We start from the raw sequence: 24,037 nt of genomic DNA on the forward strand, positions 1-24,037 counted from the left end.
AGGAACGGATGCACATGGCACCCCAACCGCGCAGGTCGGCGTTGTCTCACGGCCGGGCCACCGCCCGGCTCGCGGGCATCGGTCTGGCCGCGCTGTCCCTGCTGCTGGCCGCCGCACCCGCGGGCGCCCAGCTGAGGATGGACCGCTCCAAGGAATGCGTGATCTGCCACGTGGAGTGGGGCGAGGGCTACGAGAAGATGGCCCCGCTGCTGCCCCCGGTGGATCACCCGATCCTCATCGACGGGCGGGAGGCCCGGGTGGCCACCCAGGACATGTGCTGGTCCTGCCACGACGGGTACGTGGGCGATTCCCGCAGCCACTTCGGGAAGAACGATCCGCACTCCAAGAAGCCCTCCAATCCCCACGCCGTGGCGGCCAGCGGGTTGCCGCGGGACATGAAGGGCGAGATCTACTGCGGAACCTGCCACACGCCGCACATGAACAAGATGGAGCGTGAGTTCCTCTACGTGCCCTTCCTGCGCAACGAGACCGAGAACTCGGCGCTCTGCCTGCAGTGCCACGCCGATCACGCGCGGCGCAACACGGACCACCCGATCCACGCGCGGCTGGAGTCGGCCCTGCCGGACACACTGGCGGGACGGCACGTCTCCGCGACCCAGGTGGAGTGCCTCAGCTGCCACCGCATGCACGACCAGAAGTCGGTCAAGCTGATGGAGAACGGCGACCGCACCCAGCTCTGCAAGAGCTGCCACGAGTCGAGTTTCTCGATCCTGCAGAGCGACCACCATCTGGCGCTGGAGCACGCGGATCTGGTCATCGGGGATGGCAAGCGCACAGCGGGCAAAAGCGACGCCTGCGCCTCGTGTCACGTGAGCCACGGCGGCAAGGGCCCATCCATGTGGGCCTGGCCGCTGCCCAACGGCCGCGCGGCGGACCCGGTGGCATCCGGTGTGGACGCCCGCTGCCTGAGCTGCCACCAGGACAAGGGCGTGGCCTCCGCCAAGACCTGGGTGGGCCACGGCCATCCGCTGGACAAGCCCGTCAAGGCCCAGGGCGTCGCGCTTCCGCTCTTCGGCGCGCAGCGCATGAGCTGCACCACGTGTCACGACCCGCACCGCTGGAGCCCCATGGCCGACCGGCTACCCGGCGCGGGCAACGAGGAGGGGGACGCCCTCTCCAGCTTCCTGCGGCTGCCGGACGACGAGAACGGCCGCCTCTGCGTCAACTGCCATCGCGACGAGTCCCAGACCCTGGTGTCCGACCACAATTCCTTCAACTGGAAGGAGCCCAGCCGCGGCCAGTGCACGTCCTGCCACAACACGCACGAGAAGGCGGCCTTCTCCGACGGCCACTCCCAGGGCGGCGTCTCTGAATTCACGAGCCTTTGCCTCTCCTGCCACGAGGGTCATGGCCGGCACGGGGCCACGCCGCTGGGCGAGCATGGCCATCCGCTGTCCGTCAAACTGAAGGCGGAGGACGGCCTGCCGGGATTCCGGGCGGACAACCTGCGCACCTGGAAGCCGGGCGCCGAGGCGCCGGCGGGCGTCGACCTGCTGGTGGGCTGCGAATCCTGCCACGAGCCGCATCACTGGCGGCCGGCCGGGGCGCCCTCCTGGACGGGACCTGACGCCCGGGGCGACGACGCTTCGAGTTTCCTGCGCCTGGACAACACCGGGGCCCAACTCTGCACCGCGTGTCACAAGCAGGAGGCCCACGTGTTGGGCTCCGGCCACGACCTGGGCGAGCGCCAGCCCAACCAGAGCGCCTGCCGGGCCTGCCACACCACGCACCACGCGGTCTCCGACTGGGCGATCATCGCCAGCAGCCTGACCGACGCCCAGATGGACAGCGTCACCCGCGGCTTCCCCGAGACCGCCCTGGAGCGGAACCCGGAGAACTGGTCGCCCGGGGCCCGCCACTGCCTCTCCTGCCATCGCGAGCAGGGCACGGCCACGCGCATTCCCGAGGCCTGGGGACATCCCCAGAAGTACCTGACGGTGGACGGTCCCTGGCGGCCGGACGGCCGCAGCATGCCGCTCTTCGACAACCAGGCCCGGGCCCTGGGGCCGGTGGGTCACGTGGACTGCACCAGCTGTCACAACCCGCACGTGGCGCAGCCGCCCACGGGCGGCGAATCCTCGCCGGACTTTCTACGGCAGGAGACCAGTGAGGCGGTGTGTTCGGATTGCCACGGCGACAAGGCCCTCTGGAAGCATCGGTACTATCACCTGAGCGACAAGCGGATTCTGCCATGAACGTCACCCGTCGCCTATTCCCACTGCTTCTGCTCGCGCTGCTGGCCGGTTGCGCCACACTCGGCGAGCGCGCGGAACGGCCCCTGGTGGCCGCCGGAACGGACACGCTGCTCCTCCACGAGGGGGACCTGCTCACGCTCATCCGGCGGGATGGCGGAGCGGGCATCCGAACCCTGCGCGCCCTCACGGGTGGCTGCGACCTGGCCGCCGTGGGCCGTCCCAGCGACCTGGATGTGGACGCGGACGGCCGCGTGCTGGTCTGCGACGGCGATCTGTCGCAGGTGCTCCGGCTCAGCGTGGACGGCTGTTCGCCGCGGCCCTACGAAGTGTTCCAGATCCCCGAGTTCGCCACGCCCACGGGCGTCGAATCCTTTCCGGCGGGCATCGCCGTGGCCGACGCCGGCCGCGCCAAGGTCTTCCTGCTGGGGCAATCCTCCGGCCTGCTGAAGGGAGAATTGGCGGCGCCGGACGGCTGGAAGCGTCCCGGCCAGATGCATTGGGACGGCGAGTTCCTCTACGTCGCGGACGCGGGCCGGCACCTGGTGCAGGTCTTCGACGGCGCCGGCCGCTGGCTGCGCACCGTGGGTTCGGAAGGCACGGGGCCGGGCCAGTTCCTGCATCCCGTCGCCGTCTGCACCAGCCCGGACGGCCGGCTCTGGGTGCTGGACGCGCTCAACCACCGCGTGCAGGCCTTCACGCGCGACGGCCGGCCCGACGCCGCGTTCGGCGTCTACGACCACGCGCCGGGCGGCTTCATGTTTCCCAAGGGTCTGGCCTTCGACACCGACGGCAACCTCTACGTCAGCGACGCCGGGGTGAACCGCGTGCAGGTCTTCAGCCAGGGCGGCGCGCTGCTCTACTGGTTCGGGTCCACGGGCCGCTCCGACGAGGATTTCCTGCTGCCCAGCGCCATTTGCGCGGAGGGCAACCGCCTCTACATCGCCGACCAGTACAACCGACGCGTGCAGGTCTACCGCTATCTGCCCTATCTCTCCGCGGAGGTGACGCCATGAAGCACCGCGGAATCGGAGTGCTGCTCGGCCTGAGCCTGCTGGCCGGAACGGGCGCCCAGGCCCGGGAGTGGAGCGTGCCGCAGTGGCTGCGGACGCCCGCCTATCAACCCAGCCGGCAATTCACGCTGGACGGCTGGCTGGACCACACCAGCACCTGGCTCAGCGACAGCAGCTACGCGGGCGCCTTCCAGGAGAACCTCAACCTGCACACCACGCGCCTGATCGTCGGTGCGCACGGCGTGCTGCCCGCGGCGGGCGAATTGCGCTACCTGGTGCGCACCGGGGCCACCCTGGCCCAGAACACGCTCTACGAGCAGCGCGTCTACACGCCGGAGCTGCAGGGCGACCTGGACTGGAAACCCGTGCATCAGGTGCAGTTGGGACTGTTCAGCCGCTATGGCTGGCGGCGGCCCAACGCCTTCCTGGTGGACAGCCTGCGCCTGCGCGACCTGATCCTCGGCGCGCGCCTGGCGCTGCGGCCCCTGGATCACACCGAACTCACCGTGAGCGCGGGCAACCGCCGCGTCCTCAACGAGCGGGCGAGCACCGACCACCGCTTCTTGCGCGGCGAGTTGGAGCAGCGCATCCCCGCCTGGAACCAGTTCCTGATCCGGGGCTGGGGCGAGAGTTCCTGGTACGGGCTGGCGGACAGCCTGGACTTCGACCTGCAGCGCAGCCTGGCCGGCCTGACCCTGGCGGGCACGATGCCGGGCGGAGCGGCCGTGCACAGCAATTCGGGGCTGGTGGAGCGCGAAGGCGTCCGCCGTCTGCTGGGCCAGAACCGCGTGCGCTGGCAGCAAGGCCCGCATCGTCTCTCGGCCAATGCGGGCGCCGACTACACCAAGCAGGACGAGCGCAGCATCTACCGGCGCCAGGCCGGCCTGGCGTGGCGTTGGATGCCCACGCCGGTCCTGGGCAGCGAGCTGCGCATTTCCAGCGACCGGGCCCAGGTGGACGACGTGGACCGCAGCCATCGGCGGGACTACCTGGCGCTGGCGATCTTCGACTGGCGCCCCCTGGCGGCGCGGGCCGCGGCCCAGACCGCGGCGGGCGTGCAGACGGACTGGAGCCAGCCCATCCGGCACGGGCTCTGGCTCAAGCGGGACCTGCTGCTGCGCGGCGACCTGGGCGGCGGTTGGTCCGAAACCGCCGAGTACGGCAATGGAATCACGGGGCGCGGCGAGCTGGAACTTCTGCTGCCCGTGGAGCCCGTGGATTGGCTGGGCCTGAATCTGCGCGAGTTGGCCCGCGGCGAGTTGTTCCGCCTCCAGGACCAGGAGACCGTCGCCCCGCATGCCCGGACGCTGCAGCGCGAGGCCGACAACCTGCTGGGCCTGGGCAGCACGCTGCTGCCGCACGGGAGTTTCCAGGTCGGGCACAATGTGGACTGGCGCCGGCACGTGGGCACGGAGCTGGTGTTCAGCGACGACACCCTGCGCAACACGATCAACAACGAGCTGTGGATCAAGTGGCGCCGCAACCGCATCCAGGCGCGACTCTCGGGCATGAGCGTCCAGCATCTGGTGGACGAGGATCCGGTGAAGTGGGAGCGCCGGGTGGCCGCGCAACTGCGCTGGCAGCCCGTCCGTCCGGCCACCTTCAACCTGCGGGGCGTCTGGCGTCCCCGGCGCGATCCGCTGCCGGAGCGGATGTGGATCCGCGCGTTCGCGGAGTTCGAAATGAACAAACTGCAACTGACGGCCGACCTGCGCTTCGTGGGAGACCCCGCCAATTTTGGCGACACGGACACCCAGGCCTGGATCCATGTGCTGAGGAGGCTCTGGTGATGCGATCCTCACTCCTGCTGCGTGGAGCCCTGGCCCTGCTGGGACTGACCCTGCTGGCGGATGCCGACGGCCGGACGGTCCTGCCGGTGGACGCCTCCCGCGTGCAGGCCTCGCCGCACAACCTGACCCACTGGCACGGCGGGGACGGACAGCCGGACAGCACGCTGGAGCGCCAGCTCTGCCGCGTGTGTCACGGCCCCCGCGTGCACGAGCAGCTGGTGCCGCTCTGGGATCGCCGCCTGGCGCGCGGCCCCTTCGAACTGGGAGCCCAGCTGGATGACGACGAGCCCGGTTTTCCGGCCGATCCCGCCAGCCAGCTCTGCCTGGCCTGCCACGACGGCAGCGTGGCCCAGGCTTTTCCCACGGATCCCGGCGCGCACATCAGCCGCGAGATCGACCTGGGCGAGCGGGCGCTGACACCGCCCACCCACATGAACACGCACCTGTTCACCTTCAACGGCCGGGACCGCGAGCTGGTGCGGCCGGACAGCCTGCTGACGGGCATGACCCTGCGCGGCGACCGGATCCGCTGTTCCACGTGCCATGATCCCCACGACAACACGCGGGGCAACTTCCTCAAGGTGAGTGCCTCCGAGGGCCAGATCTGCCTCACCTGCCATCAGCTGGAAGGCTGGTCGCACAGCGTGCACGCCAATCCCGACGATCCGCTGTTCGCCGCGATGCGCGAGTTCTCCTGCAGCCAGTGCCACAGCATCCACGCGACGCCGCCCCAGCCACGGCTGCTGCTGGCCGAGGAGAACAGCCTCTGCTTCCGCTGCCACGACGCCACGCTGGATGGCCCGCGCGAGGTCCCCTCGCCGCAGAACCTGAAGCGCGAGTTCGACAAGCTCTTCACGCACCCGGTGAGCCTGCACACCGGCTCCCCGTTCATCGAGCCGGACGCCGCGGGGTTCATCGGCTTCCTGACGGGTTCGCGGGAGAACCGCGCCGTGCGCTGCTCGGACTGCCACAACCCGCACGCCGCCTCGGCCCAGTCGGTGGCCGGCAACCTGCCGTCCAGCCTGGAGGGGGTCTCGGGAATCAGCCGCCTGGGCATGGCCAAGGACGCGGCGGACTACGAATACGAGATCTGCCTCAAGTGCCACGGCTTCTCCAGCAGCACCTTGCCGGGCCAGCGGGACATCGCCCGGGATTTCGACCTGGGCAACCGCTCGACCCACGCGGTGATGGGCCCCGGGCTGAACTCAGAGGTGCCCAGCCTGAAGCCCGAGTGGAGCCCTCTGGATCAGCTGACCTGCTCGAGCTGCCACGGCAACGACGATCCGGGCGGTCCCCTGGGGCCCCACGGCTCGAACATCGAGCACCTGCTCAAGGCGCCGTTCAACCCCACGCCCTACCTGACCGGCGAGGCGGACGAGAACGGCCTCTGCTTCACGTGTCACAAGGAGAGCTGGTTCTCCAGCGGACAGGGCTGGCGCTGGCACCGGTTGCACATCAACCAGGGCGGCTACAGCTGCGCGGCCTGCCACGATCCGCACGGCTCCCCTGACCAGGCCAGCCTGCTGCGGCTGGACAAGCCCTGGATCACGCCCCTGGACGGCGTGCTGAAGGTCGAGCGCGTCTCCCTGGAGCAGGGCAACTGCACCTTGAGCTGCCACGGGCATCCGCACAACGGCGCGGCTTACTGAGGCCGGCGCAGCGCAATGGACTCCACCGACCCCCGCCCCGGCGGGGGTCCTTCATGTTCCACGGGTCCGTCTTGGGCGGACGCAGCGGCCCGGCGGCGGGCCAGGAAGGGCGGGACCCATGAATGTGGACGAGGTGCTGGCCGAGTTGGCGACCCTGGGCCACGAGGACACGCGGCGCATCTGGCTGAAGCACGGGGCCCCGGCGCCCTTCTTCGGGGTGAAGATCGAGGATCTGAAGAAGTTGGTGCGGCGGATCAAGGTGGATCAGGCGCTGGCGCTGGCCCTGTGGGAAAGCGGCAACAGCGACGCGCGCTACCTGGCGGCGCTGATCAGCGACCCGGCCGCTTTCATCCGGGACCAGCTGCGGCACTGGGCGGACACGGCGGGCTGGCACATGCTCAGCGAATACTCCGTGGCGTGGTGTGCGGCGGAGAGTCCCCACGGGAGGGCGCTGGCCCGGGAGTGGATCCAGTCGCCGCGCGCGGCGACCGCCTGCTCGGGCTGGGCCACCTGGTCCAGCCTGCTGGCCATTACGCCCGACGAGCGCCTGGACCTGGCGGAGCTGCGCGGACTGCTGGGCCAGGTGCGCGACACGCTTCCCGGCAGCCCGGGCCGGCTGCCCCACGTGATGAACGGCTTCCTCATCGCGGCGGGGGGCTGCGTGCCCGCTCTGACGGAAGAGGCCCTGGCCGTGGCTCGCGCGCTGGGACGGATCCGGGTGGACATGGGCGGCACGGACTGCCGGACCCCCGACGCCGTGGCCTACATCGAGAAACTGCGCCTGCGCGGCGTGATCGGGAAGAAGCGCAAGAGCGTCCGCTGCTGAGCGGCCTCCGCGCCGTCGGACCCGGATAGACTCCGCCCCTGGAGCGGCTCAGCAGGCCATCCTATCTTGGGCCACCCCCGGAACACCAGACTGGAGGCTGCCATGCTTGTGGCGCAACTCCGCCGACGCGTGATCTTCATGGAGGCGACGGGCTTTCTGGCCGTGATCGCCGTGCTGTGGCTGGACGAGATCCTGGATCTGCCGCACGCCTGGTTCGGCTTCCAGGCCACGCCTGTGAATTGGGTGGAGGGGCTGACCGAGACCGTCATGACACTGCTGTGTGCCGGCGTGGTGATGGCGTCCACCAGTCAGATTCTCCGGCACCTGAAGATGCTGCAGGGCATGCTGCCCGTCTGCAGCCACTGCCACCGGGTGCGCGACGACCGGGGCGCTTGGCGGCAGATCGAGGCCTACGTGCGGGACCACACGGGGACGGAGTTCAGCCACGGCATCTGTCCGGACTGTCTGCGTGTCCACTACCCGGGGTATTGCGACGACGCGGACCCGCCGGCTGTGCGGGAAGATGAGAAAGCCGGAGACTGAGGGTCGTGACACGGAGCCGGGAGAAGAGCGCATGACCGGAATTCAAGGGACCACCCCCGACGGACGCGCCGCCTGGCTGCTTTCCCTGCGCCGACGCGAGTGGGTGGTCGTGGATCCGGCGACGCACCAGAGCCTGCGGCGCGAGCGGCATCGCTGGTGGATCAAGGGACTGTTGATCCTGCTGCTGCTGGCCGTGCTCAACGGGCTGCTGGACTGGCTGACCGACTGGCACACCCTGCCCTGGGGCGCGCTGCTCCTGACCCAGCTCCACCTGCTGCAGGAGGACCGGCAGTGGCGGCGGCGGCTGGCCGCCGCGGGCGAATTGCGCCAAGGCGGCGTCCGCCTGCGGAACGTGCCCCGCGAGGGGTTCTGGCTGGTCCTGTCCTTTGTCCCCGCCCTGTTGGCCGCGCCGGTGGTGCTGTTCAACTGGCGGATCGCCCACATGAGTCCGACCAGTTTCCTCTACCTCATGCTGCTGTGCTGGCTGCTGATCGCGGCCCAGATCCACCAGGTCCGCGCGGTCCGCTCCCTGGAGGGAGAGGCGGATCCGGCGGAGTAGGGGGCGCACGCGGGACCGCTGGATGGGGCGGGATCAGGATCGCAAGCCGTGACAGGAAGGCATGCCTTGAACAATCAGCAGCACCAGAAGGGTCTCATCGGCCTCTGCCTGACGGCCATCGGCGTGGTGTTCGGCGATATCGGAACCTCGCCGCTCTACACGATCAAGGAATCCCTGGGGGAGCACTACCGGCTGAGTCACGACCCCGTGACGATCTTCGGGGTGATGTCGCTGGTGTTCTGGGCCATGACCATCGTCGTGGTGGTGAAGTACCTGGGCTACATCCTGCGCGCCGACAACCACGGCGAGGGCGGCATCATGTCGCTGCTCGCGCTGGTGCTCACCGCCGACAACGGCAAGCGCATCCGCGCCCTGGGGCTGGTCTCGGCCCTGGCCATCGTGGGAACCTCGCTGCTGCTCTCCGACGGCGTGATCACGCCGGCGATCACCGTCCTCAGCGCCGTGGAGGGACTGGAAGTGGCCCTGCCCCGGCTGGGGGCGGCCGTGCTGCCCATCTCCCTGCTCATCCTGGTGGGCCTGTTCCTAGTGCAGAAGTTCGGGACGGACCGCATCGGCCGGGTGTTCGGACCCGTCATGCTGCTCTGGTTCTTCACCATCGGCACGCTGGGACTGGGCGGGATCCTGCAGCACCCGGAGATCCTGGGGGCCGTGAATCCGCTGCACATGGTGCGCTTCTTCGGGCAGTACGGCTGGCACGGGGTGCTGGTGCTGGGTTCGGTGGTGCTGTGCATCACGGGCGGCGAGGCCCTCTACGCGGACATGGGCCACTTCGGCCGGCGGCCCATCCGCCTGTCCTGGGCCTTCCTGGTCATGCCCTGCCTGCTGCTGAGCTACTTCGGGCAGTGCGCGTCCGTGCTGGTGGACCCGACCGGCGTGGCCAATCCCTTTTACAGCCTGTCGCCGGCCTGGTTCACGCTGCCGCTGCTGCTGATCTCCACCAGCGCGGCCATCATCGCCTCGCAGTCGCTGATCACCGGCTCCTTCTCCCTGGCCCAGCAGGCCATGCAACTGGGCTACCTGCCCCGCGTGCAGGTCCAGCACACGTCACACAGCGTCCACGGCCAGATCTACGTGCCGGTGGTGAACTACCTGCTGATGGCGGCCTGCCTGGCCTGCGTGCTCTTCTTCCGCTCCAGCACCAACCTGGCGGCGGCTTACGGGATCGCCGTGATGGGCACGATGACCATCACCACCTGTCTGTTCTTCGCCGTCACGGTGGCGGTCTGGAACTGGCCACTCTGGCGCGCGCTGTTGATCTGCGGCGGCTTCCTGCTGATCGATCTGGTGTTCACCGCGGGCAACGTGGTGAAGATCGCCCACGGCGGCTGGTATCCGCTGGCCATGGGCGCCGTGCTCTTCGCCGTGATGACCACCTGGAAGAAGGGCAGCCGGGAGTTGAACCGCCGGGTGCGGCAGAGCCTGCTGCCCCTGGAGTACTTCGTGCGCGACATCGCCCACAGCCAGAACGCGCCGCTGCGCGTGCCCGGCGTCGCCGTGTTCCTGACGCAGAACAGCGGCACGGTGCCGCGGATCATGCTGCACCATTTGAAGCACACCAAGGTGCTGCACGAGACGGTGATCGTGCTCTCCGTGCTGGTGGAGCGCCAACCGGTGGTGGACCGCGAGGGTCGGGTCAACGCGCGGGCGCTGGGCGAGGGCTTCTACCAGGTGGACGTGCACCAGGGCTACATGGAGAACATCTACGTGCCCGCCATCCTCAAGGGATTGGGCGAGCCGCGTGTCAACCTGAACCAGGTCAGCTACTACATGGGGCATATCACGCTGATCGACAGCGGCCGGACGCATCTGGCCCGCTGGCAGCGCCTGCTCTTCATCTTCCTGTCCCGCAACGCCCGCAGCGCCCGCACCTTCTTCGGGATTCCCCCCGGGCGCGTGGTGGAACTGGGGCTGCAGGACGAGATCTGAGCGCGTCCGCGCCGGTCCGCCCGCGGCCTGCCGGCTCCCCGGCTCAGCGCGGGGTGGCGGCCGGCTTGTCGGACAGCTGGAAGCGCACAGGCACCGTGACCCAGACCGCCACGGGACCCTGACGGTCCCGCCCCGGCGTGAAGACCGCCTGCTCCAGCGCGACCCGGGCCGCGGAGTCCAGGTCGGCGCGCACGCGGCCCACCACGCTGCTCTCCCGCACCCGACCCCTTTCATCCACCCGCAGGGCCACCAGCACGGTGCCCTTGATTCCGTCCCGCAGCGCGGCGGGCGGATAGCGGACCAGTCTGCCCAGCTGGGCGGGGCCGTCCACCAGCGCCGGCAGGGTCTCCAGCGGCCGCCACGTGGCGCCGGCCAGCAGGCTGTCCGGGAAAGTGGGTCCTGGCTTGTGGGAACCCGCCTCCATGGCTGCGGGCGGCAAACGCAGCAACAGCCCCGCGCCGTCCGCCAGCGGCAGCCCCAGCACCAGGTCCTCGCGCTCCAGCAAATCCGTCCAGCCGCTGAGCCGCTCGCCCAACCCGTCCTCCCGCACGCGCAGCTGGACCTGGCGCCGGCCCGCGCGCCGGCGGGTCTCGAGGACCCAGTCCAGCGGCCCCTGGCGGCCGTTGGTCCAGACGCGCTCCCCGCGCCCGCCGGGAATCTCCAACAGGCGCGTGTCCAGCAGCCGCAGGCGGGGCTGGCTGAGCCAGCGAGCCAACTCCGTGCGGAAGCTGTCGGAGTCTGCCAGGGTGGTGCGCAGCAGCAGCGGGTGGGAGATAGGCAGCACCTCCGGCAGCTCCAAGCCGGGTTCGCCGGGTCCGCCCAGGTAGAGCTCAAGCGTGCGGTGAGCGGCGGGGGGCGGCGTGCAGGCCAGCACCAGCGCCAGCAGCAGGATCAAGGGAAAGACGCGCTTCACTTGGAGGCCTCGCTTGCGTTGATTCGCACCCACACCAGATGAACACGGCCAGAGCGCAGCTCCAGGCGGCGGCCGCCCGCGGGTTCTTCCGGCTCCGCCCCCACCAGGATCAGCAGCAGGATCGCGGCCAGCGCGAGCAGCGCGAAGCGCAGGCGCCCGCGCTCCTCCCGGCCGGGTTCGGCGTCCGGCAGCGGCAGGCCGCGCAGGTGGCGCCGGATCTCCGCCGGGATCGCCTGGGCGCGCCACAACTCGCCCGCATCCGGACGCAGCGGCGGGATCTCCCCTGTGTCACACGGGCTCATGGCCGCTCCTCTTGTTCCTTCAGCCAGCCCGCCCGCAGCCGGGCCCGCGCCCGCATCAGATGCACGCGCACGGTCTCCGGCCGGCAGCCCAGGGCGGCTCCGGCGACGGCGCTGTCCAGCTCCTCCAGGTCGCAGAGCAGCCAGGCCTCGCGCTGTCGGCGACTGAGGCCCCGGGCCAGCCGCAGCAGATCCTCCACCTCGGGCAGGTCGTGTTCGTTCGCGGGGGGCGGGGCGGGCACCTCGGGCAGGTCCTCCAGCCGCAGCCAGCGCCGCACCCGGCGCCGACGCAGCAGGCTGCGGCAGCGGTTGACGTGCACGCGCAGCACCCAGGGCCGCAGCGGCGCCGAAGTGTCCAGGGCGGGCAGGTGCTGCCAGAGGGTCAGCAGGGTCTGCTGGCTGGCGTCCAGCGCCTCGTCCCAGTCACCCAGCAGGCCGCGGCCGATGCGCAGCAGCTCCGGCTCCAGGTCCGCCGCCAGTTGACGAAAGACGCGCTCGTGCTCCGCTCGGTCACTCAGAGCTCGACCCTTCCCTAGCAGTTTGTCGGACTTGGTCGCTTGGCGGTCTTCATCGCCCCTATCGGCCCGGATTTTCCGCAAGTTTCTTGATCAGACCACCAGTATGTTCAGCGAAACTTCCGAAAAACCGGTCTCGATATGGGCGCGAATCCCATCCAAGGCCCAAGCCCGACAGACTGCAAGGGCTTTGCGGGTCGGCTGGGTCCGCCCCTTGGCAAGGTCGGCAGATCAAGGCTTGGGGGCCAGCCGAAAGTTCACCGGGACCACGACCGTGCAGGGCTGCGGACCCTCCGCGCTGCGCCCGGCCACCCAGGGGCAGTCGCGCACCGCGTGGACGGCGGCGGAATCGAGATCCGCCCGGGCGGTCTGCAGCACGAGCACTTCGCCCACGCGACCATCGGCGCCGATCTCCACCTGGAGGCGCACTTCGCCTTCCAGGCCTTCGCGCAGGGCCGTCGGCGGGTAGGTCAGCGCCGCGGCCAGGGCCTGCGGTCCGCCCACGGGACCGGGCGCCTCCAACAGCGGGACGCATTCTTTCTCGCCCGCCTGGACCGCGCCCAGCCCCAACGTCGCCAGGCCCACCAGGCCCGGCAGCAGGATGGATTTCCAATGCGTGTTCATGTCGGCTCCTTGGTTGACGCAATGAACACGCGGAGTGGGGGCCAGCGTTTACCTGCAGGCGGTGAGTTTTGCGCCGGGAGCCACGGGAGATTCCCGCCTGTAGCGGATTGGGTTGGATACCAAACAGAAGACTCGCAGCTTGCCCGTGCTTGCAGAGGATCACAACCGGGGAGGCTGGATGTTTGCGCGACTCACCTTGCTGTTGCTGGCCTGCACCAGCGTTCAGGCGGACCTGTGGTGTGACGACGTCTGGGGCGACCTGGCCGAGCGGCGGAAGAACACGCTGGATGCCAACCAGGTCTGGACAACGCTCTACAACAGCGGATTGCTGGGTCGGCTGGGTCCCGAATACAGCTTGGACTGGCCGGGGGGCCGCGGCGACGAATACGCAGGGGAATTCGCGCTGATCCTGGGCAGCGCCGTCCACAATCCGCTGCTGGGGCGTGAGGTGGTCAGCGTGCTGACCACCCAGAGTCCAGCCCGGGGTCGCGATGAGGTCAACCCGGCCAATCCCGCGGAGTACTGGACCCTGGCGCCGCTTCCCGGCCTGGCTGCGGACACCGGTCTGGTGGCGCTGAGCACCCAGCCCTGGAGCTGGCCGGCCAGCTGGCCGGACACAGACGCGGCCGGCTGGAACAGCGGGTTGGCGGAGGGCGCGCGGCCGGCGACCCAGGAGGCCTACTTCTGGCAGGACGACAGTCGCGATCACGAGTTCCTGGCCACCGAGTTTGTGTCACGCGATGATGTGCCGGCAGAGGTCTGGCTGCACTACTTCCCGGACAACCCGGCGGGGGCCGATGTCCCGCTCATCCAGCCGCACCCGGGCGACGAAGCGCACGGCGGACTGGGACTGAAAATCGCCACCCGCGCCTACGAGTGGTCCGAGCCGGCGCTGCAGGACCTGGTGCTGCTCACCTATGACATCCACAACACGGGTGGACTGCCCCTGGAAGACTCCCGGCTGGGATTGGTGCTGGGCACCTACGTGGGAGGAAATGGGGACTCGACCGACGACCGGCACTCGTTCGATCGGCAACACCGCTTGGTCTACGTCGAGGATGCCGACGATCAGGGGAGCCCGGGCTGGGATCCGCTCCTGCCGGGTGTGCGGAACGTGGGGGTGATGGGAGTCGCGCTGCTGGAGACCCCCGGCGACGGGGCGGACTGGATCGACAACGACGGCGACGCGGGGCCCGGCTGGCCCGTGCTGGACGCCCCGCGACTGCAGGAGATGCTGACGCCACGGAGTCTGGTCCAGGGCGAGGTGGTGGTGTTGATCGACTACGCCGATTCCAGCGGTCTCAATCCCCGCCGGTTGGTGCGCGTGCCCGCGGCGGACGAACCCTATCTCGTGAGACATCGCGGCCAGACCCTGTCCTGCGCCGCCGGACAAGCCGTGGCGGAACTGTCCGACAACCGGCTGGACGACAACTTCAACGGGTTGATCGACGAAGGCGCGCACCAGACCGGTCGGGCCTTCGTGGACTGGAGCCTGCTGGGGCTGGAGCTGCCGGCGCCGGGGGCGGAGGTGCCTGTGCCGGCAGACCTGCTGCAGGCCGTGGCCGCCGGACTGGACGAACGTCCGGACGACGGCATCGACAATGACGGCGACTGGGGCCCGCAGGACGACCTGGGTGCGGATGCTCGCGCCGGCACAGGGGACGTGGGCGAGGCGGACGGCCAGCCCACCGTGGGCGAGCCGCACTTCGAGTGGCGGGATCCGGACGAGTCCGACCAGCTGGGCCTGACCGGCTTCGATCAGTTCACCTTCCCCGAATTCAGCTATCGCAACGACGCGGATCTGTGGCAGCGCCTGACGCCGCAAGTCTTCGACTCCACAGCGGGCCAGCCCGGGGATTGGGATTGCCTGTCCAGCTGCGGGCCCTTCCCGCTGGCCGTCGGCAGCCGGGCCCGCCTGAGCGTGGCCGTGTTGTTCGCGGTCAGCGTGGAGGAACTCTTCCTGCGGGCGGAGGAGGCGCAGCGCTTCTACAACAGCGAATTCCGTGAGCTGAGTAGCGGTCTGGAGGAGGAGGCCTCGTCCGGCCGACGGGCCTGCAACTGGGCGAACCTTGGCCCAATCCCTTCAACCCCGCCGCCCGGGTGGACTTCCGCCTGCCCAGGAACGAGCACGTCAGGCTGCGGCTATACGACCGGGCGGGCCGGTTGGTGCGGACGCTGCTGGACGAACGGCGCGCCGCCGGTGAGCATTCCGCGGTGGTGAACGGCGCCGGGCTGGCCTCGGGCCTGTACTTCCTGCGCCTGGAGGCGGGCGACGGGCAGATCGTGCGCAAGTGCCTGCTGCTGAAATAGGCGGACCTCAGGTGGTGGCGGAGCGGGACTCCCGCCGCCAGAGCCAGACTCCCAGCGCGCTGAGCAGCAGGCCGCTGGCCAGGAAAGCGCCGGGCAGGCCGAAGGCGCGGATCAGCGGCGCCGACAGGAAGGGCGTGCAGAACTGGCCCAGGAAGATGGAGCTGGACATGACGGCCACGGCGGAGGCCCGCGCGGGACCGGGCACGTGCGCGTGCAGCCAGGCGGTGAAGTTGGGGCGCGCCAGGCCGAAGCCCAGCGAGGCCACGGAGAGGCCCGCGATGATGGCCCAATAGCCGGCCTGCAGGAAGACCACGCCGTAGCCCAGTCCCACCAGGGCGAAGGCCAGGGCGAAGCCCGCCCCGATCCCCAGGCGCCGCCGCAGCCGCGCGTACTGCAGCGAGGCCAGCCCGGCGAAGAGCGTGGCGCCGGAGATGGCCGCGGCCACGGCGCTGGGCGAGCGGACGCCGATCTCCTTCAGCAGGAAGGGCGTCTGCACGGGCAGGTAGTAGAACACGACCATGTGGACGAAGGCCAGCGCGCTGAGCAGCATCAGGAATCCCCGCAGGCGGCGGCGGGTGGCGGGGTCGGGGGGACCGCCACGTTGAACGTGGCGGACCGGCTCCGGCAGCAGGAACCAGGCCACCAGCGCCAGCGGCAGCGGCGCGGCGTACACCCAGAAGGGACCGCGCCAGCCCAAGGCCTCCGCCAGGAAGCCTCCCAGCAGCTGGAACACCACGCCGCCGAAGGACATGAAGGCGTTCTGCCAGCCCAGGGCCCGGCGCTGCTCCTCGCCCTCCCAGTACTCCAGCACCAGCGTGGTGGCGCAGGTCATGATGAAGCCCACCGCCATGCCCAGCACCGCCCGGCCCACCAGCAGCTCGGTCAGGGAGCCGGCCCAGAGGCCCTGGGTCCCTGCCAGCGCGTAGAGGATCAGGCCCGCCAGCAGCACGCCGCGCCGTCCGTGGCGGTCGGACAGCCAGCCCGCCAGCGGGGCGGCCGCCGCCGTGAACAGGCCCGGCAGGGTGAGGACCAGCTTGACCAGGGTGGGATCGCCGCCGTAGTGCTCCTGCATCAGGCCCAGCCCGGGGGCGATGGTGGCTCCCGCCATCACCGTCAGGCTGCTGGCCGACAACAGGGTGAAGAGCCGGGCACGGTGGGAGGGGAGACCGCTCACGCGCGGAACCCGGCCGTGGTGCCGGTGATCCGGCCCGGGCGTGGACTGATTGGCTTCATGCGGCTCCAGGTTGTCGCGTGCTCGAGGCGGACGAACCCAAGGTAGAAAAGCCGTGAGCGCCGGGGCGATCCTACATTGCACGGCATTCCGACACCACTGGATCAGACGGGCCACCTGCGCTTGACGCTCGGCCTTCCCCGAACCAGCGAGTTGCAGGAGCCCCGCATCCCCACGTCCTGGCGGAGCGCCTGCTGCGGCGCATCCGGGTGGTCTTCGGGTTGGGGGTTGAACACGCCTGGGGCGCGGCGGCGCGGGCGGAACAAGGAGGATCGCATGGCACTGCTGGAACGCCTGCTGGGGCACACGCTGGTCCGTGACCACGAGGGCCGCCTGCACTTTCTGCCCTGGGGCCTGTTCAGCCTGCTGACCCCCTTCACCCGGACCTTCCTGCTCCCCGACGCGGAGGCGGAGGCGCGCGTGCGCCGGTTGATGGCCTGGTATCTGGGCGGCCAGTTCGCGCTGGTGCTGGTCTGGATCGCCACCAGCCGCCTGCTGCTGCCCGGCTCCGAACTCTGGTGGGCCCTGGCCTGCATGCTGCCGGCGCCCGTGCTCTACCTGCTGGGAGTGGCGCGGCTGGCGCGGGACCTGCCGCCGTCCAGCGTGGACGCAAACCTGCGCTCCCGGCTGCGGCTGGTGGCCGCCGGGCAGCATCTCGTGGTGATCTGGCTGAATCTGCTGCTCTGCCTGGGCGTGCTGGCGCTGGGGCTCTGGGTGCTGGGCTTCGACCAGAGCCTGTTCGGGCGGATGGTGGGGGCCCTGCTGGTCCTGCTGGCCCTGCTGCTGATCGTCTACCAACTGGCCCTGCTCAAGGCGCGCTCCGAGCTCGAGCGGCGCTGAGGGCCGGGGAGCCCCACTCAGAGCGGAATGTCGATGCGCACCGGCAGTTCGTAGTCCACGTCCTTGACCTGGAAGCCGAAGAGGCGCATGAAGTCCTCCTTGTAACCCGCGATGTCACACAGCTCCGGGACCGTCTCCGTGGTGATGGAGTCCCAGCGCCGCTGCACCTCCGCCTGCACGTCCTCGCGCAGTTCGAAGTCGTCCAGCCGGATCCGGCCGTCCTCGTCCAGCCGGGGCGACTTGCCCGGCGCGATGTGCTCGCGGAACAGGCGGCGCATCTGCTCGATGGCGGTCTCGTGCAGGCCCTTCTCCTTCATGATCCGGTAGGCCAGGCTGATGTAGAGCGCGATGGCCGGAATGGCCGCCGAGGACTGGGTGACGATGGACTTGGCCACCACCGTGTGACACGAGCCGCCCAGTTCCGTCCGCAGCCGCTCGTCCAGCTCGCGGCAGGTGGCCTCCATGTGGACCTTGGCGTGGCCGATGGTGCCGTCCCGGTAGATGGGGTGGGTGGCCGGGGGGCCGATGTAGCTGAAGGCCAGCACGCGGGCGCCGGGCTTGAGGAGCTTGCGCTCCAGCAGGGCCTGGGTCCAGCGGCGCAGGTCGTGCCCGCCCATCACGCCCACCGTCGAGCGGATCTCCTCTTCCGTGGCGGCCTCGAAGACGCCCTCGGAGATCTCCCAGCTGGCCGTGTCGATGAGCTTGGTGTGGTGCGGCCGGCCCACGGCCTTGAGCACGCTCTGGAAGGTCTCGCCGGTCTCGGGATCCGTGCGGCGCGGCGCGGCCAGGCTGTAGACCAGGTAGTCCAGCGGCCCCAGCTCGCGGGCCACGCGCTCCAGGCTCTCCTCCAGGGCTTCGCGTGAGAAGGCGTCGGCGATCACCGTGTCGGCGTAGAGGCCCTCCATCCGCGCCAGGCGGTGGAAGTGGGCCGTGTTGTACCAGCCGGCCGTGGCCGTGCGACTGCCGCGGTGGGGACGGGCGTGGGAGACGCCCAGGGTTTTCATGCCGTAGCCGAAGGTGGCGATGATCCGCGCCGCCAAGCCGTAGCCCATGGAGCTGCCCAGCACCAGCATGTTGCCGCCCAGTTCGCGGTGGCGGATGGTGCAGGCCACGCGGATCTGCCGGGCCACCTCCCGCTCCAGCCCCACCGGATGCGCCACGGTGCTGATGAAACCGAAGGTGCGCGGCGTGAGGTGGATTTTATGGTGATGGTGATGCGGGTTCATGATTCTCCTGCTGACGGACGAAAGGGCCTGACGGCCCTTCCTTAGGTTGATGCGCGTCCAATATAGAAAGTGGACCGGGGTTCGGATGGGCGAACAATGTGCTTCACAAGGCACGGGAGCCCCGCAGTCGTTCGCGAAAGCAGCCTGTTACAGGGGAAAACCGTTCCCTTCATTGCTCCCCCCTGTGGGCTTTTCTACTTTTTAACAGGAAAATGTCCGGGTCCTGACGGCCGGACAGGTGTTCGCCCGGCCGCAGATCGGACCCGGGCAAGTCATGAGGCCGCGCATGAGCGACGAACAGGTCAAGGTGGACGCCCTGGTGGTGGGAGCCGGCCCGGCCGGGATCAGCGCCGCCCTCTGCCTGGCCCGGCGCGGGCTGGAAGTGGTGGTGGTGGAGCGCGGCGAGAGCGCGGGCGCCAAGAACATGGGCGGTCTGCTCTACGGCACGGTGCTGAACCGGCTCATCCCGAACTTCCACGAGCAGGCCCCGGTGGAACGCGCCGTCACCCGGCGCCGGATCGTCTTCCTGGGGCCCGAGCGCCAGTTGGCGCTGGACTTCGGCAGCGAAGCCTGGGGGCGGGCGCCCTTCAACCACACCTGGACCGTGCACCGCCCGGCCTTCGACCGCTGGTTCGCCGGCCAGGCCGAGGCCGCCGGAGCGGGTCTGGTGGAAGGCACGGTGGTGGAGCGCGTGCTGCTGGAGGGTGAGGGCGCGGCCCGGCGCGCGGTGGGCGTGCAGCTGCGTGGCGAGGAGCAGTTCCGCGCCGACGTGGTGCTGCTGGCCGACGGCGCCCACGGTCTGGTGGGCCAGGCGGCCTGCCGCGAACTGGGCATGGCCGGACCCAAGCCCCAGCATTTCGCGCTGGGCGTCAAGGAGACCATCGGGCTGCCCGCCGGCGTCATCGAGGACCGCTTCGGACTGGAGCCCGGCCAGGGCGCGGCCATCGACTTCATCGGCGCGCCTTTCGAGAACCTGATCGGCGGCGGCTTCATCTACACCCAGAAGGAGACGGTGAGCCTGGGCTTCGCCGGACGGCTGGAGAGCCTGCAGAAGGCCGGGCTGGAGCCGGGCGACGTGCTGGAGCGCTTCAAGCAGCACCCGGAGGTGCGGCGCTACCTGCGCGGCGGCGAGCTGCTGGAATACAGCGCGCACATGATTCCCGAGGGCGGGATCGACTGCCTGCCGCGCTTCGCGGGCAACGGCGCCCTGGTGCTGGGCGACGCGGCGGGCCTGGTGAACATGTCGCTCTACAAGGAAGGCACCAACCACGCCATGTTCTCCGGCACCCAGGCCGCCGAGGCCGTGCTGGAGGCCCGGGAGCGCGGGGACTTCAGCCGGGCCGGGCTGGCCTCCTATGAGCGCCGGATGGCCGGCAGCGCGGCGCTGGCCGACTTGCGCAAGTACCGCGAGCTGCCGCGGATCCTGGAGTCCACGCCCGAGCTGCTGGGACTCTATCCGGACCGCGTGAGCCGCCTCTTGGTGGACTACTTCACCGTGACGGAGGACTCCAAGGCGGACCTGCAGAAGCGGGCCCTGCGCGAGTTCTTCCAGGGCCTGTCCAAGCTCAAGCTGGTGCGCGACCTGCTGCGCGCCCGCAAACTGTTGTAACAGAAAGCGGGAGAGGCCATGGCCGACCTGTTCAGCCTGACGCTGGAGGACAAGCTCTACCGCACGCGCTACGAGCCCGACAGCGACCATCCGCACATCACCGTGCAGCCGGCGCTCTGCCGCGACTGCGCGGGCAAGCCTTGCGTGCTGCTCTGTCCGGCGCACGTCTACAAGCGCAACCCCAACGACCCGGCCGTGGTGCTGGTGTCGCATGACAACTGCCTAGAGTGCGGCACCTGCGTGCAGGTCTGCCCGACGGACTCGCTCGACTGGCGCTTCCCCGACGGCGGCATGGGGGTCAAGTACCGCTACTGAGCCGCGGCGCCGGCGCGCCTCCTGTCCTTTGGAACACAGAAGGGGAAAGGAAGAACCTTGTCGTATCACATCATCGTCGTCGTGCGCGAGGTCTGGGACACGCGTGACCTCGTGGGCGAGCCGCTGGGACCGGGCGGCGTCCTGAAGGCGCTGCCCCGGCGCTTCGAACCCGAGGACCTGAACAGCCTGGAGCAGGCCCTGCAGATCAAGGACCGCGAGGGCGGCACTGTGACTGTGCTCGCCGTGGGGCAACCCGGCGAGGTGGACGTGCTACGCGAGTGCCTGTACCGCGGGGCCGACGAGGCCGTCCGCGTGACGGCGGACGAGGGCCTGGACACGGGTGCGCGGGCAGCCCTGCTGGCGGCGGCCATCCGGCGCATCGGCGCCCACGATCTGGTGCTGCTGGGCGTCAGCGTCCCCGAGGGCGAGAATTCCCTGCTGGCGGGCGAACTGGCTGGCCGGCTGGGCCACGCCCAGCTCACCTACGTGGACAGCCTGACGGAGCTGGTCCCCGGCCAGGTCACCTGCCGGCGTGAGATCGAGATGGGCAGCGAGTTCGTGCGCCTGCCCCTGCCCGCCGTGCTGGCCCTGGGCGTCTACCTGCTCAAGGACGATCCGCGCACGCCACGCGCGGCCAAGGCCATGCTCAAGCTCAAGCTCAAGAAGGCGCCCATCCCCGAGTGGAGCGCCGCCGAGTTGGGCCTGGCCGAACAACCGCGCCGCATGCGGCTGGCGGGGCTGACGGCCCTGCCCCAGCGCAGCGTGGAGACGCACGACGTGGACGCGGGCAGCGAAGCGGCCCTGGCCGCCCTGCTGCGGGACATCCGCTAGGAGGAATGGATGACACGGATCCTGGTTTTTCTGGAACACGACGAGAACGGCGTGACCGACCTCTCCCTGCAGGCCCTGGCCCTGGCCGGCAATCTGGGCGGCGCGGCGGAGGCCCTGCTGGTCGGACAGTCCCTGGCCGCGGCGGCGGAGGTCGCGCTGGCCCACGGCGCTGCGCAGGTGCTCACCGTGGAACACGCGGCGCTGGCGAACTACCTGGCCGGCCCGGTCTCGTCCGTGGTGGCCGCGGTGGTGGCGGAGCGCGACCCGGCGCTGGTGCTCTTCCCGGCCAGCACGGTGGGCAACGACCTGGCGCCCCTGACGGCGGGCCGGCTGGAAGCCGCCTGCCTGGTGGACTGCGACGGCGTGGAGCGCGCCGGGGACTCCTGGCGCCTGCTCAGGACGGAGTTCGACGCGCGGGTGCGGGCGGCCTACCAGCCCGAGGGCGCCGGCCCCGTGCTGGTCACGCTCAAGGACGGCGTGGCGGAGGTGCGGGCCAGCGCTGGCGGCGGCAGCGTGAGCGCGCTGAACTTGGCGCCCGGGGACGGGGCGGCGGGCGAGGTGCTGCGCCGCGAAGTGGTGAAGAAGACCGTGAACCTGAAGGACGCCCGGGTGATCGTGGGCGGCGGCGCGGGCGTGGGCAGCCGGGAGAACTTCGCCCTGCTGGAGCGTCTGGCGGAGAAGCTGGGCGGCGAGATCGGCGCCACCCGGGCCAGCGTGGACGCGGGCTGGGTCTCGGCGGAGCGGCAGATCGGCCAGACGGGTGTGACCGTCAAGCCCGACCTCTACATCGCCTGCGGAATCAGCGGTGCCGTCCAGCATCTGGTGGGTATCCGCGACGCACGTACCGTGGTGGGCATCAACAGCGACCCCTCGGCGCCCATTTTCCGCGTCTCCCACTACCGCATCGTGGGGGACCTGACCACCGTCGTGCCCAAGCTCATCGAGCTGCTGGGCTAAGCGGGAAGGGGACACGAAATCCGCGATGCGATCTGCGAAATGAATGAAGAGCGGGAAGAGCGAAAAACGAGGCCGACATGCTGACCAGCGAGAATTTCTATCAGGACAACCCCGATCTGCGCTTCGTGATGGAGCAGATGACGGACTGGGCCTCCATCTTCGCCATGCGCGGGGACACGGGCCACGCCGAGGCTCCCTTCGAGAGCGTCGAGGAGGCCCGCGAAGCCAACCTCGACATGCTGTCGGATCCCATCGGGACCATCGCCGCCCAGCGCATCGCCCCCCGGGCCGAGGAAGTGGACCGGCTGGGCTGCCGGCTGGAGAACGGCCGGGTGATCTTCTCGGAGCCGCTGCAGCGCAACCTGGACGACCTGAAGGAGGCCCAGCTGACTGGCCTCACCATGGATCCGGCCTACGGCGGCATCGGCTTCTCCAAGACCTTCTATTCGGCGGCCGTGGAGATCGTCAGCCGGGCCGACGCCAGCCTGATGAACTTCTTCGGCCTGCAGGGCATCGCGGACACGATCCAGCAGTTCGCCAGCGACGAGATCAAGAACGAGATCCTGCCGGACATGGCGGCCGGCCTGCTCAGCGGCGCCATGGTGCTCACCGAAGCGGACGCGGGCAGCGACCTGGGCGCCGTGCGCACGCGCTCGCAGCTCGAAGCCGAGGAGAACCCCGACGGCAACTGGACGCTGACGGGCAGCAAGCGCTTCATCACCAACGGCTGCGGCGACGTGCTGCTGGTGCTGGCGCGCAGCGAGGATCCCGCCAAGTACGGCGGCGGCCGCGGGCTGAGCTTCTTCCTTGTGACACGCGATGAGCGCGTCCAGGTCCGGCGCATCGAGGAGAAGCTGGGCATCCACGGCTCGCCCACCTGCGAGATCTACTTCGACAAGGCGCCGGCCCGGTTGATCGGGCGGCGCGGACACGGGCTCACCCGCTACACGGCCTGGCTGATGGCCGCGGCGCGGCTGGGTGTGGCCGCCCAGTCGGTGGGGATCAGCGAGGCGGCCCTGCGCGAGGCGGAGGCCTATGCCAACGACCGCGAGCAGTTCGGCAAGAAGATCGTCGAGCTGCCCGCCGTGGCCGTGATGCTGGCGGAGATGCGCGTGGCCACGGAGGCCTCGCGCGCCCTGCTCTACGCCACCAGCACCTTCGTGGACCTGCAGGAGGGCGCGGAGAAGCTGGGTCTCAACGCCGAGGAAAAGAAGTACGGCCGCGCCGCGGACCTGCTGACGCCGATGGTCAAGTACTACACGTCCGAGCTGTGCAACATGGTCACCAGCACGGCCATCCAGGTGCACGGCGGCAACGGCTTCATGAAGGATTACCCGGTGGAGCGCCTGTTCCGCGACGCGCGGATCACCAACATCTACGAAGGCACCAGCCAGATCCAGATTGACTGGGCCGTGGTCCGGCTGGTGCGTGGCGAGTTGTCCGCCATCCTGGAGCCCTATGCCGGGCGCGTCTGGGAGGATCCGGAACTGGCCGGGCTGGCCGAGCGCCTGCACGACTCGCGCCCCTTGCTGGACCAGGCCACGACCTGCCTCAAGCAGCGGGGTCCGGAGTATCGCGACCTGATGGCCCGCCGGGTGGTGGACATGGCCCTGGACCACTACGTGGGCTGGCTGCTGCTGGCCCAGGCCGAGAAGTGGAGCTACAAGCGCAAGGTGGTGCGCCGCTTCCTGGCCGACGCCCTGCCGCGCCTGCGCATGAACCACGAGATCGTGATGGGCGACCGCACGCTGGATCTGGAGCGGCTGGTCGAAGCCTGAGAATCGCCGCGCCGGCGTCCAATCGGGCGCCGGCGCTTCCTCCCTTGTG

At 69.9% G+C, this 24,037-nt stretch carries 21 protein-coding genes; 15 read left to right on the forward strand and 6 right to left on the reverse strand.

Annotated features, from left to right (window positions below; translation table 11 throughout):
* Window positions 1-14 precede the first annotated feature (14 nt).
* The 8 genes from WC326_05375 (at window position 15) to WC326_05410 (ending at window position 10,540) form a co-directional block, all read left to right on the forward strand.
* Entirely contained in the window at window positions 15-2,216 is a 2,202-nt protein-coding gene (locus tag WC326_05375) for a cytochrome c3 family protein (protein MFA7330490.1), read from the forward strand.
* A complete protein-coding gene (locus WC326_05380) occupies window positions 2,213-3,229 on the forward strand; it encodes a hypothetical protein (GenBank protein MFA7330491.1) in 1,017 nt (338 codons plus the stop codon). Before WC326_05375 ends, WC326_05380 begins: the two co-directional genes overlap by 4 nt.
* Window positions 3,226-5,016, forward strand: coding sequence for a hypothetical protein (locus WC326_05385; GenBank protein MFA7330492.1), 1,791 nt, complete (start codon window positions 3,226-3,228; stop codon window positions 5,014-5,016). Before WC326_05380 ends, WC326_05385 begins: the two co-directional genes overlap by 4 nt.
* A complete protein-coding gene (locus WC326_05390) occupies window positions 5,016-6,665 on the forward strand; it encodes a cytochrome c3 family protein (protein ID MFA7330493.1) in 1,650 nt (549 codons plus the stop codon). Before WC326_05385 ends, WC326_05390 begins: the two co-directional genes overlap by 1 nt.
* A 118-nt stretch (window positions 6,666-6,783) precedes the next feature.
* On the forward strand, window positions 6,784-7,491 hold the full coding sequence (locus WC326_05395; protein ID MFA7330494.1) for a DNA alkylation repair protein: 708 nt from the start codon (window positions 6,784-6,786) through the stop codon (window positions 7,489-7,491).
* Window positions 7,492-7,593: 102 nt separating this feature from the next.
* Window positions 7,594-8,034, forward strand: coding sequence for a hypothetical protein (locus tag WC326_05400; GenBank protein MFA7330495.1), 441 nt, complete (start codon window positions 7,594-7,596; stop codon window positions 8,032-8,034).
* A 31-nt stretch (window positions 8,035-8,065) separates the two neighbouring features.
* Window positions 8,066-8,593 (forward strand): hypothetical protein, encoded by a 528-nt coding sequence (locus WC326_05405; GenBank protein MFA7330496.1) that lies wholly within the window; start codon window positions 8,066-8,068, stop codon window positions 8,591-8,593.
* Between the two features lie 66 nt (window positions 8,594-8,659).
* On the forward strand, window positions 8,660-10,540 hold the full coding sequence (locus tag WC326_05410; GenBank protein MFA7330497.1) for a KUP/HAK/KT family potassium transporter: 1,881 nt from the start codon (window positions 8,660-8,662) through the stop codon (window positions 10,538-10,540).
* Between the two features lie 43 nt (window positions 10,541-10,583).
* Here WC326_05410 and WC326_05415 read toward each other — a convergent pair whose 3' ends face one another.
* The 4 genes from WC326_05415 to WC326_05430 all read right to left on the reverse strand — a co-directional run bounded on the left by WC326_05415 (window position 10,584) and on the right by WC326_05430 (window position 12,891).
* On the reverse strand, window positions 10,584-11,453 hold the full coding sequence (locus WC326_05415) for an energy transducer TonB (GenBank protein ID MFA7330498.1): 870 nt from the start codon (window positions 11,451-11,453) through the stop codon (window positions 10,584-10,586).
* Window positions 11,450-11,755 (reverse strand): hypothetical protein, encoded by a 306-nt coding sequence (locus WC326_05420; protein ID MFA7330499.1) that lies wholly within the window; start codon window positions 11,753-11,755, stop codon window positions 11,450-11,452. Before WC326_05420 ends, WC326_05415 begins: the two co-directional genes overlap by 4 nt.
* A complete protein-coding gene (locus tag WC326_05425) occupies window positions 11,752-12,351 on the reverse strand; it encodes a sigma-70 family RNA polymerase sigma factor (protein MFA7330500.1) in 600 nt (199 codons plus the stop codon). The genes WC326_05420 and WC326_05425 overlap by 4 nt, the downstream gene beginning before the upstream one ends.
* 147 nt (window positions 12,352-12,498) lie before the next feature.
* Window positions 12,499-12,891: an energy transducer TonB gene (locus WC326_05430; protein ID MFA7330501.1), complete on the reverse strand. Its 393-nt coding sequence runs from the start codon at window positions 12,889-12,891 to the stop codon at window positions 12,499-12,501.
* 2,100 nt (window positions 12,892-14,991) lie between these two features.
* On the opposite strand from WC326_05430, the gene WC326_05435 reads away from it, so the two are divergent.
* Window positions 14,992-15,201 carry a T9SS type A sorting domain-containing protein gene (locus WC326_05435; protein ID MFA7330502.1) on the forward strand — a complete coding sequence of 70 codons (210 nt, stop codon included), beginning with the start codon at window positions 14,992-14,994 and terminating at the stop codon, window positions 15,199-15,201.
* A gap of 7 nt (window positions 15,202-15,208) precedes the next feature.
* On the opposite strand, the gene WC326_05440 is transcribed toward WC326_05435, so the two are convergent.
* A complete protein-coding gene (locus tag WC326_05440; GenBank protein MFA7330503.1) occupies window positions 15,209-16,375 on the reverse strand; it encodes an MFS transporter in 1,167 nt (388 codons plus the stop codon).
* 333 nt (window positions 16,376-16,708) lie between these two features.
* On the opposite strand from WC326_05440, the gene WC326_05445 reads away from it, so the two are divergent.
* Entirely contained in the window at window positions 16,709-17,272 is a 564-nt protein-coding gene (locus WC326_05445; GenBank protein ID MFA7330504.1) for a hypothetical protein, read from the forward strand.
* Window positions 17,273-17,289: 17 nt separating this feature from the next.
* On the opposite strand, the gene fabV is transcribed toward WC326_05445, so the two are convergent.
* Window positions 17,290-18,498, reverse strand: coding sequence for an enoyl-ACP reductase FabV (fabV, locus tag WC326_05450; protein MFA7330505.1), 1,209 nt, complete (start codon window positions 18,496-18,498; stop codon window positions 17,290-17,292).
* Window positions 18,499-18,784: 286 nt separating this feature from the next.
* Between fabV and WC326_05455 the strand changes: the two genes are divergently transcribed.
* From WC326_05455 to WC326_05475, 5 genes are all read left to right on the forward strand, one after another.
* Entirely contained in the window at window positions 18,785-20,107 is a 1,323-nt protein-coding gene (locus WC326_05455) for an FAD-dependent oxidoreductase (GenBank protein ID MFA7330506.1), read from the forward strand.
* A gap of 18 nt (window positions 20,108-20,125) precedes the next feature.
* On the forward strand, window positions 20,126-20,422 hold the full coding sequence (locus WC326_05460) for a 4Fe-4S dicluster domain-containing protein (GenBank protein MFA7330507.1): 297 nt from the start codon (window positions 20,126-20,128) through the stop codon (window positions 20,420-20,422).
* Window positions 20,423-20,479: 57 nt separating this feature from the next.
* Window positions 20,480-21,253 carry an electron transfer flavoprotein beta subunit/FixA family protein gene (locus WC326_05465; protein MFA7330508.1) on the forward strand — a complete coding sequence of 258 codons (774 nt, stop codon included), beginning with the start codon at window positions 20,480-20,482 and terminating at the stop codon, window positions 21,251-21,253.
* A 9-nt stretch (window positions 21,254-21,262) separates the two neighbouring features.
* Complete coding sequence (locus tag WC326_05470; GenBank protein MFA7330509.1) at window positions 21,263-22,210, forward strand: electron transfer flavoprotein subunit alpha/FixB family protein; 948 nt, start codon at window positions 21,263-21,265, stop codon at window positions 22,208-22,210.
* 77 nt (window positions 22,211-22,287) lie between these two features.
* Entirely contained in the window at window positions 22,288-23,988 is a 1,701-nt protein-coding gene (locus WC326_05475) for an acyl-CoA dehydrogenase family protein (GenBank protein MFA7330510.1), read from the forward strand.
* The last annotated feature ends 49 nt before the right edge of the window (window positions 23,989-24,037 follow it).

It is taken from the genome of Candidatus Delongbacteria bacterium (assembly GCA_041675285.1).
Lineage (GTDB): Bacteria > CAIWAD01 > CAIWAD01 > CAIWAD01 > CAIWAD01 > CAIWAD01.

Coding starts and splice junctions, on each gene's coding strand:
- fabV (MFA7330505.1), bottom strand. CDS start 18,498: ATGAACCCGCATCACCATCACCATAAAATCCACCTCACGCCGCGCACC.
- WC326_05475 (MFA7330510.1), top strand. CDS start 22,288: ATGCTGACCAGCGAGAATTTCTATCAGGACAACCCCGATCTGCGCTTC.
- WC326_05420 (MFA7330499.1), bottom strand. CDS start 11,755: ATGAGCCCGTGTGACACAGGGGAGATCCCGCCGCTGCGTCCGGATGCG.
- WC326_05380 (MFA7330491.1), top strand. CDS start 2,213: ATGAACGTCACCCGTCGCCTATTCCCACTGCTTCTGCTCGCGCTGCTG.
- WC326_05460 (MFA7330507.1), top strand. CDS start 20,126: ATGGCCGACCTGTTCAGCCTGACGCTGGAGGACAAGCTCTACCGCACG.
- WC326_05385 (MFA7330492.1), top strand. CDS start 3,226: ATGAAGCACCGCGGAATCGGAGTGCTGCTCGGCCTGAGCCTGCTGGCC.
- WC326_05455 (MFA7330506.1), top strand. CDS start 18,785: ATGAGCGACGAACAGGTCAAGGTGGACGCCCTGGTGGTGGGAGCCGGC.
- WC326_05445 (MFA7330504.1), top strand. CDS start 16,709: ATGGCACTGCTGGAACGCCTGCTGGGGCACACGCTGGTCCGTGACCAC.
- WC326_05400 (MFA7330495.1), top strand. CDS start 7,594: ATGCTTGTGGCGCAACTCCGCCGACGCGTGATCTTCATGGAGGCGACG.
- WC326_05390 (MFA7330493.1), top strand. CDS start 5,016: ATGCGATCCTCACTCCTGCTGCGTGGAGCCCTGGCCCTGCTGGGACTG.
- WC326_05470 (MFA7330509.1), top strand. CDS start 21,263: ATGACACGGATCCTGGTTTTTCTGGAACACGACGAGAACGGCGTGACC.
- WC326_05395 (MFA7330494.1), top strand. CDS start 6,784: ATGAATGTGGACGAGGTGCTGGCCGAGTTGGCGACCCTGGGCCACGAG.
- WC326_05405 (MFA7330496.1), top strand. CDS start 8,066: ATGACCGGAATTCAAGGGACCACCCCCGACGGACGCGCCGCCTGGCTG.
- WC326_05375 (MFA7330490.1), top strand. CDS start 15: ATGGCACCCCAACCGCGCAGGTCGGCGTTGTCTCACGGCCGGGCCACC.
- WC326_05430 (MFA7330501.1), bottom strand. CDS start 12,891: ATGAACACGCATTGGAAATCCATCCTGCTGCCGGGCCTGGTGGGCCTG.